Origin of the sequence: Paramagnetospirillum magneticum AMB-1 (genome assembly GCF_000009985.1) — a bacterium.
GTDB lineage: Bacteria > Pseudomonadota > Alphaproteobacteria > Rhodospirillales > Magnetospirillaceae > Phaeospirillum > Phaeospirillum magneticum.
On the sequence record NC_007626.1, the window covers coordinates 1855394 to 1871006 of the forward strand.

The following is a 15613-nucleotide window of genomic DNA, read 5'->3' on the forward strand; positions in this document are numbered from 1 at the left end:
GTATGCTGGCGGGTTACTTCTTTCCCTGATGCTTCTCGCGTCGTAGATGGCGTGGCGTCGTCCCCCTCGATTAGTCTCGGTGGCATCTGGGCAAGCCGTCTCGTCACACCATCCGGACCAATTCCGAATACACCCCCAACTGGGTGTCGGCAGTGTAGAGGACAGCTGGTTCGCTCATGGCCTGGGCGATCAGCAGGCGGTCGAAGGGATCGCGGTGATGGGGCGGCAGGGTCATGACCCGCAGGGCGGCGGCGGCATGGACCGGCAGTTCGACAAAGCCGCTGTCCAAGGCAGCGGCAAGGATCTCCGCCGGTTTCACCGCGAAGTCGGCCCGGCCCAGCCCGGCCTTGATGGCGATCTCCCACAGGCTGGCGGCGCTGAACAAAACCTCCGTGGCGGGGTTCTCCAGCACGGCGCGGATGTCAGGTGCCAGCCGCTCGGGCGCGATCAGCGCCCACAGCAGGATGTTGGTATCGAGCAGGACGCGCATTCAATGACCCTCGAACGCGTCCAGCACCTCGTCCGGCAGCGGGGCGTCGAAATCCGCCGGAATCCGCGCCCGCCCGGCCAGGGCGCCCAGGCGGCGCTTGGCCGGGGTGGGTGCGAGCGGCACCAGCATGACCAGCGGCTTGCCGGCCTTGGCGATGATGACCTCGCCCCCGGCGGCGGCTTCCTCGATCAGTCGCGACAGATGGGTCTTGGCGGCATGGATGTTGACGGTGGACATGGCGGCACCTCAAAAGGCTGACTGGACTAAGTCTAGTCCATTTGGGTGTTGGACACAAAGAATCATCGGCAGAAATCCCCGCGTCGTCCGTCTATGCTGAGGATGCCGGTTCACGGCCGGTGATGCGGGGGAGAGAAACACCATGATGCGGCGTGGTCGGGCGGCGGTTTTGCTCCTGTCCTTGATCCTTCCGGCTTCGGTCCTGGCGGCGCCCTCCCTCGATCTGGCGCGGGGGCTGGTCGAGGCGGAGCAGTTCGATCAGGCGGTCGAGGTTCTGAAAACCGTGGAGATCACCGACGGTCCCACGGCGGCGCGGGTCGATCTCTTGCTGGGCCGCATCTATCTCTCGCTGGGCAAGCCGGGGAAGGCGCTGGACCATTTCGAGCATGCCTCCTTCGCCGCCCTGGAGACCGAGGCGGAGTCCTATCTCGGCTTGGCCGAGGCGCGGCTTGCCCTGGGCGATATCTCCCATGCCCGGCGCAATGCCCAGATGGCGCTGAAGGTGGATGCCGATCAGGTCGCCGCCCATCTGGTGCTGGCGCGGGCCGATCTGCGTATTGGGAACGGGGCCGAGGCTATGGCCCGGCTGCGCCGCCTGCGCGCCGACCGGCCCGAGTCCGAGGACGTCGCCCTGGTGCTGGCCCGCTATCTCGCCCAGAGCGAGGGGCCGAATGCCGCCCTGGCCGAGCTTCGCGCCTTCATTGCCGCTCATCCCACTGCTGCTGGGGCGCTGGACCTGCAAGGGCAGGTGCTGTGGAGCGCCGGGCGCAAGGCCGAGGCGATTCTGGCCCGGCAGGTGGCTGCCGAATATTATCGCCAGCGCGGACAGACCGGCCGCGCCGACGCCATGATCGCCTGGCTGAAGGCGGTGGAGCCACCCCGTCCCGCCGCCCCCGCCATCGTCGAGCCGCCCAGGCCGGAGCCGGTTCCGCCCAAGCCTGTAGAGGCCGCACCGCTGCCGCCGCCCGAGCCCCGGCCCGTCCAGGTGGTGCCGATCCGCAAGGTCGTCCCGGCCTCGGTGCTGCCTTCGCCGGAACCGCTGCCCTTCGCCCCCGGTACCGCCATCAACACGGGCAGCGGCATTGTGCTGGAGGGCGGGCGGCAGATCGTCACCAACCGCCATGTGGTGGATGGTATGACGAGCATCGCCGTGCGCAACGGCACCGGCCATGTCCGCACCGCCCGGGTGGTGCGGGTGTCCTCCGACGACGACCTCGCCCTGCTGGAGATCGAGCGGCCGTTTCCCGAGGGCGCGGTGGTGCCCTTCGCCGATATCGTCAACCCGGCGCCGGGCCGGGCCGCCATTGTCATGGGCTTTCCCCTGATCGGCCTGTTGGGCGACGAGCAACCGGCGCTGACCGAGGGCATCGTCGCCAAGGCCATGGGGCTCGGCAACGATCCCAACACCTTTCAGATGACCACCAAGATCAACAAGGGCAATTCCGGCGGGCCGGTCTTTGACAAGCGCGGACGCCTGATCGGCATCACCGTCGGCAAGATGGACTCGGCCCAGGCGTCCCGCACCAGCGCCACCCCGGTGGAAGACATGAACATCGCCATCAAGGCCAGCCGACTGACCCGTTTCCTCGGCAAGGCGAATGCCGGAACCGGCGGGGAGGGGGCGGCGGAGATGAATCTGGAAGACCTCTATCAGGTCATGCTGCCCCGCGCGGTGCTGGTGGCGGCGCAGAAGTAGAAGCCTCCCCATGGCGTGCATGGGGAGGCCAGCCGCTTAATTCCGGCGGCAATCGGCGCTATCGACCTTCTTGCCCATGTCCCGGTACATGGCGACCGCTTTCATCGCGGCCTCCGACTGGGAGCTGGCGTCTACCTTCACAAATCCGCCATCACCCTTGCCATCGACGACTCGGTAGCAGGTCCACGAATCCGCCCGGGCCTCGGTGGACAGGAAAACGGCGGCAACGGCCAGTCCGGCGATCATCAGGGTCTTCATGCAGTTTCCTCCTGGTAGAACAATATCGCTCTTGGTCAATGCCTCCGGGGAGGCGGCATGGGTTCCACCGAATCCATTGGAACCACGCGAGGAGGCGGCGATTTGGCCTCCGGAATGACGGTATCGTTTCCCACGGGGACGGTCTTTGGCGCTTCCGTCGTGGATTGCGGGGCTGCGACCTGCGCGGGCCGCTCCTCCTGCGCGGGCTGTGGTGCCGCCATCATCGGCGCCTTGGCATCGGTGGGGACCGAAGGCGAGCGGGTGATCAGCAGACCGGCCAGCACGGCAGCGGCGGCGGCCAGGGCGAGGCCGGGCAGCCACCACGTCCAGGTGCTGCGCTTTTTCGGCCCGGACTCAGGCACCGGCACGGGGGCGATTATGGACGCCAGCAGATCCTGTGGAATCGGCTGGGCCTGTTGGACGACGGCTTCGACAAAGCCCTGGGAGGCGTCGGCCTCCAGGATTAGGGCGCGGGATTGAGCAAGGCGGGCTTCCAGCGCCGCGGCCTCTTCCGGCGTCAGGCCGCCGTCGAGATAGGCGGCCAGCAGGGCGGCAGAGGCATCGGCATCACCTGCGAAGTCCACCTCTCCCGCCCGGTCGAGAAGATCGGCCAGATGGGCTGCCCGACGCGCATACTCCGCATCACCGGCGGCGGAAGCGTCGGTGGCGCCAAGCAGTCTGTCGATCAGGGCATGCAGGTCTTCACGGGTCACGGTCGCTTGCTCTCCTTGCACCCCATTAGACGGACGCCAGCCATTGTTTGACGGCGGGGTGGTCCTCGATGGCCTTGCGCAGCCGTCCCATCACCCGCTGTTTCAGCTTATAGATCTCTTCCACCGGACGGCGCATCCGGTGCGCCACGTCCCGCGCGGTCAGGGGCTGGCCATGCCCCAGGGCGATCATGACGTAAAGCCGTTCGGTATCGCTCAGCCCCTCGCTCGCACTCCGCAAGGCGTCGGAGGCCAGGGTCAGCAGGCGCGTCTCCTCCGCCGCCAGCACTGCCTGTTCCGGTGTCGGTCCGTCATCGGGCAGTGCCTCGCCCCAATCACCCAGGGAAACCGGCGCCGATCCTGCCACACCGGGCTCATAGCCATCGGGCAGGGCCTTGGCCACCCGCTCCAGCGCCTGGGCGATGTCGGCGGATGACGGGGGCGGATCGAACTCCCGCGCCGCCATGGGGAGAATGGCGTCGGGCTGCGGGGCGATCCGCTCCCAATGCACATAGCGGAACACCGCCTGATCCAGCGGCCCCAGCCGGGCGATGGCGGCGGGCAGGCGGCGGCGGGGGCTGTGGCGGCGGATGAAATCGATCAGCAGCCGGTCGACGGCGTGCAGGACGAAACCGGAGAAGCTGCCAGCACCGCCATAGGCCTTGAGGCGACGGTAATCCTCGGCGATCAGCGCCAGGCAGATGTCCTGATAGGCGTCGCCCCGCATGTCCTCGCGCTCTGGCCCCGGCAGGCGGTTGGCGACGATGCGGCGGATATCGGCCTTGAAGAAAGATTCGAAGGCGGTCCAGGCCCGGTCGAGGTCTTTTTCCTGGAACAGCCGCAGCAGGCGCTGGGCCAGAATGTCGCGGGCGACCAGGACGATGAAGGTCTCAATCCGGCTGTTCCCGCCATAGGACCGAAGGCGGCCAAAGCCATTTGCGCGCAGCGCCGCGACCACGTCGGCGAAGGCGTCCCGCGCCTCGGCCTCGACCGGGGTCAGCAACCGGCAGGCGGTCCATACGGTATCGCCGATGCGGCGGGCCAAGCGTTCCCAGGCATGGGGATCGCCGTCCACCACCGCTCGCACCAAGGACCGGTCATCGCTTGCCCGGATTTGCATATCGGCTCTGAACTCTCCGCCCCTGTTCCGGCGCTACTGTACCCAAGCTATTCGCGCCGGGATAGACACTGACCATGGTCCCGTGGAAAATCATGGGCAAATTTTCCGCCTGTGTCCGTCATAGGGAAAAATTGGTCGGTTCGTGGGGAGGCGCAATGAAAGAGATGTTGAACCCCACGACCACTCCCTGGGTTATTGGAGGCCTGCCATTGACTCCAGATACAAGTCACGGAAAGGACACGTTATGAAAATATCAGAGTGCCTTCGCCTATCCGCCACTTCCGCACTGGTTTTATCCTGCCTTTGCCAAGTGGCCCATGCCATCGAGGTCAAGCGCACGGATTTGTTCTCGAAATGCGAAAAAAATTACCAAGTGGATTGGTACATCAGCCGGGAAAAAGCCACTCGCATCCAACCGTTTGACGCTATCTTCAGAGGGACGAAGGACAAGGATCCCGGCCTGTGGTTCATACGGGCTGGCGAGACAAAGGTCACCATTTGGGAGAATGCGCCCGGGGCCATCGCCGATGGGTCATGCTCGTCCTGGTTTCGGAGCTCAAATGTTGTTCCTGCCGCTGGAACACTGGAGCCCGATGGCACTAATTTCGTCGTTGTCGGGACCGATGGCTGTGACATCAACGCGGTGAAGCGCCGGGATGAGGCATTGCCGGATATTCAGATCCGCTATGACGTCGCCTACAGGAAAGAGCTTGGCTACAGTGACGAACCGGCGTCTGCCGGTACGGAATATTTCTACTACGTCCAGCTTGCCAGCACGCCACACGACAAAAACTATTCTACGAAGAAGGGAGCGGGAGAGAAGACGAACATCCCGGATCAGCGATTCCGCAAATGGGGTGACATCGAGATGTTTCCGTCCACCTGCCAGAACATTCATCTCCATTATTGCGGGGATGGCGTCGTCGATACCGCGTTCGGCGAGGAATGTGACCCGAAGATGGATATGGCCTGCACGCCGACCTGCAAGAAGCAATAGCGGATTGAAGATCTGCCACCAGGGACGTGGGGGAGAACATGAAGACTTGTGTGAAAATCCTGGGGATATCCCTGGTGGCAACCCTGGCCATGGCAAATAGTGCTATGGCGGAAGATGTGCTGGTCGCACACAGCCCGAAAAAGGGGCTGGAGGCTTACGCCCAGGTTCAGGGGGGCGGTTGGTGCCGAGCGGAGGTCGGCCTGCGGGTGGTGGCCAAGGATGCCGCTACCCTCAAGTCCGACGGCTTCAATGACTTCATGACCATTGTTGGAACTAACGTGCTGAAAAAGGATTGTCCCCAGGTGGTCGGGGCCAGCTTCGTCTATGGCGTGGCCGGTGAACCATCCAGTACCCAGTATGGTCGCATGGTGGCTGCCGACGGCTGGAAGCGGTTGGACAATCCCATGCCGTCGTCTTCGCAGTCATCCTCCACAGTCCGGTCGGAGCCGGTCAAGGCGGCTCCGGCGGCTCCGGCGGCGACCGAGACGCCGAAGGTTGTCTCCTCTGCCCCTCCTGCCGCGACCGGCAGTTCCGACACCGCCAAGGCGGAAGAGGCGGAACGGGCGGCGAAGGCGCGGATGGAGTCATCCAAGACCGACTATGACCGGGCGCTGGGCGAGGTCGAGGCGGCCAAGACGCCCTATGAACAGGCCAGGGCGGCGTTCGAGCGCGCCAAGGAGGCGCTGTCGCAGAAACAGGCCGCCGCCGATCGGGCCAAGCAGGCGATGGACAAGGCGGTGGGCGATTACGACGTCGCCAAATCGTCAGTGGCCTTCGCCAAGAGCGGCATCAAGGTCGGGCAAGCCTTCAAGGATTGCCCGATCTGCCCGGAGATGGTGATCATCCCGCCGGGCAGCTTCATGATGGGCAGTCCGGAGGGCGAGAAAGAGCGGCAAAGTTACGAAGGCCCGCAGCACCGGGTCACCATCGGGACGGCGTTCGCGCTGGGCAAGGCGGAGGTAACGCAAGCGGAGTGGGAGGCGGTGATGGGCAACAATCCCAGCCACTTCCGTGGCGCCAACCGCCCGGTGGAATGGGTGAGTTGGGACGAAGTGCAGATATTTATCGGCAAGCTGAATGCCAAGACGGGCCAGCGCTATCGCCTGCCCAGCGAGGCGGAGTGGGAATATGCGGCGCGGGCGGGGACGACGACACCATGGTCGTGTGGTGGATCGGAAGGGTGCCTATCCTCGGCGGCTGTTAATGACCGCAATTCGGGCAAGCAGACCCAGCCGGTGCGTAGCAAATCGGCCAATGCCTTCGGCCTTCACGACATGCACGGCAATGTGTCCGAATGGGTGCAGGATTGTTGGCGCGATAATTACAGCGGCGCCCCGAGTGACGGCAGCGCATGGACGGGATCAAATTCCTGCTACCGCGTCCTCCGGGGCGGCGCTTGGGGCTACTATCTGTGGGCCCTCCGCTCCGCCTTCCGCAACTATTACCCCCAAGACGTTCGGAGCTTCGATCTGGGGTTCCGCCTCGCCAGGACGCTCTGAAAGAGCGTTGGGTCATGAATCCTAACCTCTTTACCTCTTGAGGGTGGGTTCCAAGGGAGGGGGGCTCCCCTCCCTTGGCCCTGTATTTTTTCGAGAGGGCGCGTCGCACCCTGACTTTTGGGGAGAGCGTGGTAATGGTTTCGCGCGAAGGGCACGACAGACGGGGCCAGCGCTGGGAGCGCATTGCCGCTTCCTGTTGTGGCTGGTGCCAACGGTGGATGACCGAACTCAGCCTGTGAGGGGAATGAATGCGAACGCAAATTGCCGTCGTGGCGCTTCTGCTGGCCGGCTTGGTCGGCGGAAATGCCTTCGCCAAAAGTGGCCTTAAGGCCGGCCAGAGCTTCAAGGACTGCGCCACCTGTCCGGAAATGGTGATCATCCCGCCCGGAAGCTTTGTGATGGGCAGCCCGGAGAGCGAAATGGACAGGAACAGCGATGAAGGCCCGCAGCACCGGGTGACCATTCCGGCGCCGTTCGCTCTGGGGAAGACGGAGGTGACGCAAGCAGAATGGGAGGCGGTAATGGGCAGCAACCCCGGCAAGTTTCGAGGCGCCAATCGCCCGGTGGAACGGGTGAGTTGGAATGACGTCCATGTGTTTATCGGCAAGCTGAACGCCAAGACGGGCAAGCGTTATCGCCTGCCGTCGGAGGCGGAATGGGAATACGCGGCACGGGCCGGAACGACGACGGTGTATTCATGGGGGGATCACATCGGCAAGGGCAACGCCAATTGCGATGATTGCGGCAGCCAGTGGGATAATCGGGAAACCGCGCCGGTGGGGTCGTTCCGACCCAATCGCTTTGGCCTGTACGACATGCAGGGCAATGTCTGGGAATGGGTGCAGGATTGCGAGCATGACAATTACAGCGGTGCCCCAGGTAACGGCAGCGCCTGGGCGGGATCAACGTCCTGCAATCGCGTCGTCCGGGGCGGCTCTTGGGCCGACGATCCGAGGCTCCTCCGCTCCGCCCTCCGCAGCGACCTCGCCCCCGATTTCCGAGACTATGATCTGGGCTTCCGCCTCGCCAGGACGCTGCCATGAGGGAGTGTTGATTCTTATAAATCCTGCGGCAAAAAAATCCCGGTGCCCGTCATTAAGGGGGAGACGATGAAACAGGTCGAGGGATGCCAGCATGGAGACCGAGCACCAATCCCCCTGCAACCGGATGCGGATTTTGCGCGGGCTGGATGGGCGGGCTTTGCTGACCAGCGCCCTGGCGGTTGAATTGGCGGCGCGGATGGTGGTGTGCGAGGAGGGGGAATGCGACCAACGTCCATCCTGCTTCGCATTGGCCCATAGGGTGCTGTGCGCCGGACCAAGGTAAGCGTTCAAGGGGGAGATCACATGATGACGGCAGCCAGGCAAACGGGATGGAAAGGTCTGCGATCGGCCGCCCTGGCCCTGGCCGTGCTGCTGCTCGCCCCCTCTGCCCAGGCGGAATGGACGCCGGGCGTCGGCGAGTATCTGTTCCCGACCCAGATGCCGGAGGCCGATGCCTGCCGCATCGCCGAGGAGAAGGCCAAGCAAGCCGCCCTGATCCGGGCGCTGGGCGAGCGTCTGGCCGTCGATGACGTCGAGGTTTGCCAGGAAAAATCCGAGGATGCCTCCTGCGCCCTGGGCCGTCTGGTCTGGGCCGCGTCCGAGGGCGAGGTGCGGGCGCTTCGGGGGCTCCGCTCGGCCACTACCGCCACCCCGACACCGGGCATCCGCCAGTGCCGGGTCTCGCTGGAGGCCGATGTGGTGCGCTGGCGGGGCGAGCCTGATCCCGCCTTCCAGTTCGCGCTGATCCTCAACCAGACCGCCTTTCGCGATGGCGAGGCCATGACCGTGACGGTGGAGCCCAGCCAGCCCATGTATCTGGCGGTGTTCCAGTGGCTGCCCTATGAACGTCGCGACCGGCAGGTTCAGCGCCTGTTCCCCAATGCCATGGACAAGGACGACCGCATCACCGGCCGCGCCACCATCCCCAGCACCGACGGCGCCCGGCGCTATTCCCTCGACATGGAATTCCCCAAGGCGGGCCAGGCCCATGCGCCGCTGGTGTCCGAATACCTGCTGGCGGTGGGCAGCCGCAAGCCGGTCCCGTTCCGCGACTCCTATGGGCTGGAGGAGTTCAAGGCCCTGCTGCTGGAGATTCCGCGCTCCGAGGCCCGGCTGGTCCGCAAGGGCTACGCCATCGTGAGGCCGCAATGAGTACCGCCCGCGCCGGGGTGCTGCTGGCCGCCATCCTGGCCCTGGGCGGCTGCGCCACCCCCAGCTATGTGGACCGGGGCAAGGGCGAGACCGCCTCGGAGATCTGGCCCAATCAGGTGGTGTTCACCCTGCACGATGCCTTCCGGGCATCGCCACCCCGCTGCGTCGCCCTGCTGCCGCTGGACGGCGGCCCGCCCGAGGCAGCCAGCGCAGTGCGCCGGGTGCTGTTCGCCCATCTCGCCCCCCAGGGACGGCGGCAGGTGCCGCTGGCTCGCGTCGATCATGTACTGGCGGCCCTGCCCGAGGCCGAGCGCAAGGACATGGGCAAGCTGGGTGCGGCGCTGAACTGCGACGCGGTGCTGGCGGGCGAGATCACCCAGGCGGGCAGCGACTTTTTCGGCTTCTATTCCCGCGTCGCGGTCGGGGTGCGGCTCCGCCTGACCCGCGCCGCCGATGGCCAAACCCTGTGGGAGGGCGAGCATGTGGCCGCCAGCCATGGCGGCTCGGTGCCCCTGTCTCCCATTGGTGTCGCCACGGGCATCCTGGACGCCGCCACCAACCTGACCGAGGAACAGCATCTGCGGGTCACCGACGATCTGGCTCGTCGCCTCGCCTCCACCATTCCCGATCAGGCTTTGGCCGAGTTGGACGACCCGGTGGCCGAGGCGCCCAAACTGGCCCAGGCCGTCCCGCCCGCATCCGCCGACGTCCTGGCGCGGGCCGAGGCCCTGGCCGCCCGGGGCGACTATGCCGGGGCGCTGGCGGCCGCTGAAAAACTGGCTGGGGAAAACCCCAACCGCGCCGACGCCCAATTCCTGATGGGTCGCATGCTGGTCAAACTGGACCGGGTGCCGGAGGCCGAACCGGCCATGATCCGTGCCGTGGCGCTGGACGGCGGCAATGCCCGCTATCTCGACGGCCTGGGGCACGTCAACGCCCTGGCCGGGCGGACCGATCGAGCCCTGGCCGCCTATGCCATGGCCATCGACGCCGATCATGCCGACGGCTTCGCCTGGTACAATTCCGCCGTGCTGTTGCTGGGGAACGGCCAGAGCCGTCCGGCCGCCGATGCCTTCTACGGCGCCGCCCTGGCCTACCTCAAGCGCAGCGATGCCGGCATGGCCGGGCGCGCCCTGGCCGACCTCAAATCCTTGGGCGGCCGGGGACTCGACTTGGGCCGCGAAATCCAAACCATTGAAACCGCGCTCGGCGCATACCCTGGGGAGAAACCCTCATGACCCGTCTTCGCTCTGTTCTGGCCGTCACCCTGGCCCTGTCCGCGCCCCTGCTGATCGCCGGATGCGCCACGCCGGAGCCGGGCTCTCCCGCCGCCGTCGCCCTGGCCCACCAGAAGCAGCAGGAGATGCGGGCCGATCAGGTCAAGGACACGGTGGCGGATGCGCCGTCCTGGTTCACCGCTCCCCCTAAGGACGAGTTCAGCCTCTACGCCCCCGGCACCGCCACCTCGTCGGACATGCAGATGGCGGTGGACAAGGCCACCCTGGCGGGTAAGCGCAATGTCGCCGACCGGCTGAAAAGCCTGCTCTCGGCCAAAATGAAGGACTTCGCCAGCGAAAGTGGAGCGGGCGAGGACAGCCGCGTCATGAGCGAGGTCGAGCGCGTCACTACCAATGTGGTGACCGAGGCCAACATGGCCGGCTATCAGGCGGTCAAGTCCGAGATCAAGCCCCAGGGCACCCAGTACCGCGCCTATGTCCTGGTCCAGTATCCCCTGGGCGAGGCCAACCGCATCATGGTCGATCAGACCAGGAAGAGCGACCTGCTGGACAGCAAACTGCGAGCATCCAAGGCATTCCAGGACCTGGAAAAGGACATCCAGGCGGCGCGGCCCACCAAGCCCTGACTATACAAAATTGAGGAGTCCTGCATCATGAGGATGGCCTATTCCCCCGATTGCTCTGAACGCGTCTTCCGACAAAGCTAATGGGAGAGAAATATGGCCTTTTTGTCTCCGTTTCGCGCATCGGAATCGCCCCATTAAGCAAGCTGGGATTCCATCTGGCTATGACATTGGATTAAATGGAGATCGCCCAATAGGCGTTTTCCATTTAGTGATGTGTGATAATTTCGTCATCGTTGCTGCCTGTTACTGGATTGGGGGTGTTTATGGAAACTCAAGTCACGAATCGTTCAGCATGGATTGTGGGAAAGAATCTCCTTGCTTGTCTGTTGATTTTTTCTCTGGCGTCCTTATCCGGATGCGTCACTGATTCCACGGGACGTCCTCAGACATCGTCAGGCGATTGGGATTTTGATAGGAAACTTCCTCCCGTAGGTGACTGCACCCAGGTGGACGGGTTATCCAACATTTGCTCAGATCAGAAGACCATGAGGCGGATTGTTGCTGCATTGGTTGATTATCATGACGCTTCGTTCCGAAAGAATTACAATAGTAATATGAAGGAAGTAATTAAAAATATTGATGAAATACAAATCTCCAAAAAGGGCGGCCTGTTCGACATAAATATTAAATATGCCTATGGCGTGATCCGGTCAGGGCGCCAAAGTGGCAACGATTCCCGTACAAGTCGTCAATTCAGCACGGATTCAGATTTCTCGGTGACATCGATGGGCGGGCACGGCAGCGGGCGCTTCGTTCGGCCTCCCCGCATTTCGAGGGAACAGGAGCGGACGTCAACAGAGCGTTCCAACCCGACACGAGAAAATCGTGCAACTTCACGTGATCGAGTGGTCCCCGATGCATCGACGTCAGAAACGACGCGACCGGTGGAAAGTTCTCCGGCTCCGGCCGCCCCCCCAAAACCAATGTACGAGCCGGGTGAGGTGCGGCTTATCGCCCAAAATGTTGATGACATTATGGAAATCTTCCTCGATGACGCCAAAGTTGCGGAATGTCGCTGGGCCGGTACGGGCTGCGGCGCCGGCTGGAAGGGCGTATTGAAGGATCGCCACAAGGTACGCTTCAAGTTGACCAATGTCCCATACACAGGATTCTGCATGACGCAGCCTTGCGGTAAATGGTCCGCCGATATGTTGGTCATGGTCGAGGACAAGAAGATTTGGTCGAACGGCGTGTTTGGCAGGGAGAACGATGCCGGCGTGAAGTATGACGTCACCTTGACCTGCGACTTTACCAAGGGTCTTTGCATCGAGTGATTGTCAGGAGTCGGTGCCACTGCCGGAGCTGGATAGGTTCGGAGGAGCAATATGAAGAGATTGGGCGTGGGGGCGTTGTTAGGGGTTCTCTTCCAGGTGGTGAGCGCAGGAGCATGGGCGGGCATCCCTAAGAGTGAGGTAGTTGCCTATAGTTCCTCGCTGGGATTGGAGGCGACCGGCTTTGACCCAGGAGGGGGATGGTGCCGGGAAGACGTCTCGATCATTGTCGCGGGCAAGGATCCTGCCGCCTTTGCCGCAGATACCTTTAAGACCTTCATGGCGTCTGTGGGGCAGAAGGCCCTGAAAGTTTTATGCCCGCAGGCTCAGTCGGCCACCTTTACCTATGGCGTCGTAGGGAGCGGGATTGAACACACCTTCCGGGGCCTCGGTGAAGGCCGCATGAGGGCCGCCAACGATTGGGTAGTCACCATTGACGCTGCGATAAGCCAGACTGTCAAGCCGAGCCCTCCTGAACCAGTGGCGGCGACCGCCGTTAAGGAAATCCGGAAATGCTCGGAGGAGGCTTACAGCGAAAATCCCAAGCTGTTCGCCTGCGGCGGAAAATATGACCTTGATGTCGGGTATTCCTCTTCGTATCGCGGCAGGGTCCGCTTGATTTTTTGCGATGATGGACAGGGGCCCTGGCAGCGGGAAATCATCCAAGGCAACGATCAATGGAACCTGCCCATATCCAAGATCGGACCAGGAATGCTCGAATTCACGGTCGTCGATCTGTGGCCGATCCCGAGGACCCGTGGCGTGGCAGTGGATGAGGCGGCCCAACGGGCCTGCGCGATTGAAAAGGCCTTCGCGCCCAAGACACAGTGATTCGATGGATGACTGAACAAAATGAACGGAAGAGCACTCTCATGCGCATGATGTCTTTGGTTGCTGTGGCAGCAGCCACTGTTCTTATATCTGGGATCGCCTCTGCGGAAGGCCTCAAGCCGGGGCAGAGCTTCAAGGATTGTGAGGATTGCCCGGAGATGGTCGTGATCCCGCCGGGCAGTTTCATGATGGGGAGTTCAGAGAATGAAAAAGATCGATATGAGAGGGAAGGCCCGCAACATCAGGTAGTGATCCGTAAGCCATATTCCTTGGGCAGATATCCTGTAACGCAGGGCGAGTGGCTTACTGTGATGGGTAGCGAACCAAGCAATTTCAAGGGAAGAAATCGGCCAGTCGAAAAGGTTAGCTGGGACGATGCCCAGCAATTTGTTCGTCGATTGAGCGAGCGAACCGGCAAGCATTACCGCCTACCCAGCGAGGCAGAATGGGAGTATGGCGCGAGATCTGGAACAAATGGACAGTTTTATTGGGGCGATGACATCGGCAGCGGAAATGCAAATTGTAAAAGCTGCGACAGCCAATGGGACGGAAGAGAAACATCACCGGTTGGGTCATTCCCTCCTAACCGTTTTGGCCTTTATGACATGGCGGGCAATGTTTGGCAGTTAACCCAAGATTGCCTTCATGAAAATTACCGAGGGGCCCCCAGCGACGGTACTGCCTGGGAAGAGCCGGTCCCTTGCCGACATGTCCTTCGAGGAGGGTCTTGGAAGACCCAGCCCAGGACATTGCGGTCAGCTAATCGCGACAAAATTCCGCCAGCAGAAATAAACTATTCCGTCGGATTTCGTGTTGCCAGAGACCTACCTTGAAGATGCTTCCTCGCTGCTTTGGTATTGGGAGGGGAGGGATATGACTATTCGTTTGCTGATCCTGAGGGGCGCCATCATGGGGGCCATGGTCATGGCCATGGCAAATAGTGCTATGGCGGAAGAGGTGCTGGTCGCACACAGCCCGAAAAAGGGGCTGGAGGCTTACGCCCAGGTTCAGGGGGGCGTTTGGTGCCGGGCGGAGGTCAGCCTGCGAGTGGTGGCCAAGGATGCCGCTACCCTCAAGTCCGACGGCTTCAATGACTTCATGACCATTGTTGGAACTAACGTGCTGAAAAAGGATTGTCCCCAGGTGGTCGGGGCCAGCTTCGTCTATGGCGTGGCCGGTGAACCATCCAGTACCCAGTATGGTCGCATGGTGGCTGCCGACGGCTGGAAGCGGTTGGACAATCCCATGCCGTCGTCTTCGCAGTCATCCCCCACAGTCCGGCCGGAGCCGGTCAAGGCGGCTCCGGCGACGGTGGCCGAGCCGCCGAAGACGGCATCCACTCCCCCTCCACCGGCGACGAATAGCTCCGACACCGCCAAGGCGGAAGAGGCTGAACGGGCGGCCAAGGCGCGGATGGAGTCATCCAAGACCGACTATGACCGGGCGCTAGGCGAGGTTGAGGCAGCCAAGGGGCCTGAAGATCGGGCGAAGGAGGTCCTTGATCGAGCCAAGGACGCCTATGACCAAGCCAAGGCGGCACGGCTACAGAAGCAGACTGCGGCCGATCAGATTCGCCAGCGCCTTGAAAGGGCGACAGGTGATTATGAGGCTGCCAAATCCGCGGTGGCTTTTGCCAAGAGCGGCTTCAAACTCGGGCAAGCCTTCAAGGATTGCAGCACTTGTCCGGAGATGGTGATCATCCCGCCGGGCAGCTTCATGATGGGCAGTCCGGCCGGTGAAAAAGACAGCTATGACATGGAACGCCCACAGCACCGGGTGACCATCATGGCGCCGTTCGCGCTGGGCAAGACGGAGGTGACGCAGGCGGAGTGGGAGGCGGTGATGGGCAACAACCCCAGCAAGTTCCGTGGCGCCAACCGCCCTGTGGAACAGGTGAGCTGGGATGACGTCCTGGTGTTCATTAGCAAGCTAAATGCCAAAACGGGCAAACGCTACCGCCTGCCGTCGGAGGCGGAATGGGAATACGCAGCCCGGGCCGGGACGACGACGCGATATGCCTGGGGTGATGATGTCGGTAAGGGCAATGCCAATTGCCCAGGCTGCGGCAGCCGGTGGGATAATCGGGAAACCGCGCCGGTGGGATCTTTTCAGCCTAATCGCTTTGGCCTTTATGACATGCAGGGCAATGTCTGGGAATGGGTGCAGGATTGCTTTCACGATAATTACAGCGGCGCCCCGAATGACGGCAGCGCTTGGACAGGGGAAAATTCCTGTTATCGCATCATCCGGGGCGGCGCCTGGAACTACAACTATAAGTTGAAAAATATCAGCTCCGCCGCGCGCAACGCGGAGGTCCAGGGCAGCAGTAGCCGTGGCGACAATCAGGGATTCCGTCTCGCCAGGATGCTCCCGTGAGGTCGAACGGCGTGTATGACGCGGTGTCGAGATAATAATTTTGTTTCCATTTGGTCTTCGATGGAGGTG

Annotated in this window: 17 protein-coding genes; 12 read left to right on the forward strand and 5 right to left on the reverse strand. The window is 62.8% G+C overall.

The features are described from left to right. Nucleotides 1–103 precede the first annotated feature (103 nt). Both AMB_RS08650 and AMB_RS08655 read right to left on the reverse strand, forming a co-directional pair. Nucleotides 104–490 (reverse strand): type II toxin-antitoxin system VapC family toxin, encoded by a 387-nt coding sequence (locus tag AMB_RS08650; protein ID WP_011384114.1) that lies wholly within the window; start codon nucleotides 488–490, stop codon nucleotides 104–106. Beyond that, entirely contained in the window at nucleotides 491–727 is a 237-nt protein-coding gene (locus tag AMB_RS08655) for a type II toxin-antitoxin system Phd/YefM family antitoxin (RefSeq protein WP_011384115.1), read from the reverse strand. A gap of 142 nt (nucleotides 728–869) precedes the next feature. Between AMB_RS08655 and AMB_RS08660 the strand changes: the two genes are divergently transcribed. Beyond that, on the forward strand, nucleotides 870–2423 hold the full coding sequence (locus AMB_RS08660) for a serine protease (protein ID WP_011384116.1): 1554 nt from the start codon (nucleotides 870–872) through the stop codon (nucleotides 2421–2423). Nucleotides 2424–2459: 36 nt separating this feature from the next. Here AMB_RS08660 and AMB_RS08665 read toward each other — a convergent pair whose 3' ends face one another. From AMB_RS08665 to AMB_RS08675, 3 genes are read right to left on the reverse strand one after another with little or no spacing between them, the layout of a single operon-like run. Beyond that, nucleotides 2460–2681 carry a hypothetical protein gene (locus AMB_RS08665; RefSeq protein WP_011384117.1) on the reverse strand — a complete coding sequence of 74 codons (222 nt, stop codon included), beginning with the start codon at nucleotides 2679–2681 and terminating at the stop codon, nucleotides 2460–2462. A gap of 35 nt (nucleotides 2682–2716) precedes the next feature. After that, nucleotides 2717–3394, reverse strand: a complete 678-nt coding sequence (locus tag AMB_RS08670) for a zf-HC2 domain-containing protein (RefSeq protein WP_043743942.1) — start codon at nucleotides 3392–3394, stop codon at nucleotides 2717–2719. Nucleotides 3395–3419: 25 nt separating this feature from the next. Next, nucleotides 3420–4511: a hypothetical protein gene (locus AMB_RS08675; RefSeq protein WP_011384119.1), complete on the reverse strand. Its 1092-nt coding sequence runs from the start codon at nucleotides 4509–4511 to the stop codon at nucleotides 3420–3422. A gap of 310 nt (nucleotides 4512–4821) precedes the next feature. Here AMB_RS08675 and AMB_RS08680 point away from each other — a divergent pair, with 310 nt between their 5' ends. From AMB_RS08680 to AMB_RS24320, 11 genes are all read left to right on the forward strand, one after another. Further along, nucleotides 4822–5508, forward strand: a complete 687-nt coding sequence (locus AMB_RS08680; protein ID WP_148207356.1) for a hypothetical protein — start codon at nucleotides 4822–4824, stop codon at nucleotides 5506–5508. A gap of 38 nt (nucleotides 5509–5546) precedes the next feature. Next, a complete protein-coding gene (locus tag AMB_RS24310; protein ID WP_011384121.1) occupies nucleotides 5547–7007 on the forward strand; it encodes a formylglycine-generating enzyme family protein in 1461 nt (486 codons plus the stop codon). A gap of 269 nt (nucleotides 7008–7276) precedes the next feature. After that, on the forward strand, nucleotides 7277–8050 hold the full coding sequence (locus AMB_RS08690) for a formylglycine-generating enzyme family protein (RefSeq protein WP_231849028.1): 774 nt from the start codon (nucleotides 7277–7279) through the stop codon (nucleotides 8048–8050). A gap of 91 nt (nucleotides 8051–8141) precedes the next feature. Beyond that, nucleotides 8142–8333, forward strand: a complete 192-nt coding sequence (locus tag AMB_RS08695; protein WP_011384123.1) for a hypothetical protein — start codon at nucleotides 8142–8144, stop codon at nucleotides 8331–8333. Nucleotides 8334–8353: 20 nt separating this feature from the next. After that, complete coding sequence (locus AMB_RS08700) at nucleotides 8354–9202, forward strand: DUF4384 domain-containing protein (RefSeq protein ID WP_011384124.1); 849 nt, start codon at nucleotides 8354–8356, stop codon at nucleotides 9200–9202. After that, nucleotides 9199–10440 carry a tetratricopeptide repeat protein gene (locus AMB_RS08705; protein ID WP_011384125.1) on the forward strand — a complete coding sequence of 414 codons (1242 nt, stop codon included), beginning with the start codon at nucleotides 9199–9201 and terminating at the stop codon, nucleotides 10438–10440. Before AMB_RS08700 ends, AMB_RS08705 begins: the two co-directional genes overlap by 4 nt. Beyond that, nucleotides 10437–11066 carry a hypothetical protein gene (locus tag AMB_RS08710; RefSeq protein WP_011384126.1) on the forward strand — a complete coding sequence of 210 codons (630 nt, stop codon included), beginning with the start codon at nucleotides 10437–10439 and terminating at the stop codon, nucleotides 11064–11066. The genes AMB_RS08705 and AMB_RS08710 overlap by 4 nt, the downstream gene beginning before the upstream one ends. 263 nt (nucleotides 11067–11329) lie before the next feature. After that, nucleotides 11330–12340 carry a hypothetical protein gene (locus tag AMB_RS25110; protein ID WP_148207358.1) on the forward strand — a complete coding sequence of 337 codons (1011 nt, stop codon included), beginning with the start codon at nucleotides 11330–11332 and terminating at the stop codon, nucleotides 12338–12340. A 51-nt stretch (nucleotides 12341–12391) separates the two neighbouring features. Continuing rightward, nucleotides 12392–13168 (forward strand): hypothetical protein, encoded by a 777-nt coding sequence (locus AMB_RS08720; protein WP_011384128.1) that lies wholly within the window; start codon nucleotides 12392–12394, stop codon nucleotides 13166–13168. A 41-nt stretch (nucleotides 13169–13209) separates the two neighbouring features. Then, nucleotides 13210–14001 carry a formylglycine-generating enzyme family protein gene (locus AMB_RS24315; protein WP_231849029.1) on the forward strand — a complete coding sequence of 264 codons (792 nt, stop codon included), beginning with the start codon at nucleotides 13210–13212 and terminating at the stop codon, nucleotides 13999–14001. Between the two features lie 40 nt (nucleotides 14002–14041). After that, complete coding sequence (locus tag AMB_RS24320; RefSeq protein ID WP_011384129.1) at nucleotides 14042–15544, forward strand: formylglycine-generating enzyme family protein; 1503 nt, start codon at nucleotides 14042–14044, stop codon at nucleotides 15542–15544. The last annotated feature ends 69 nt before the right edge of the window (nucleotides 15545–15613 follow it).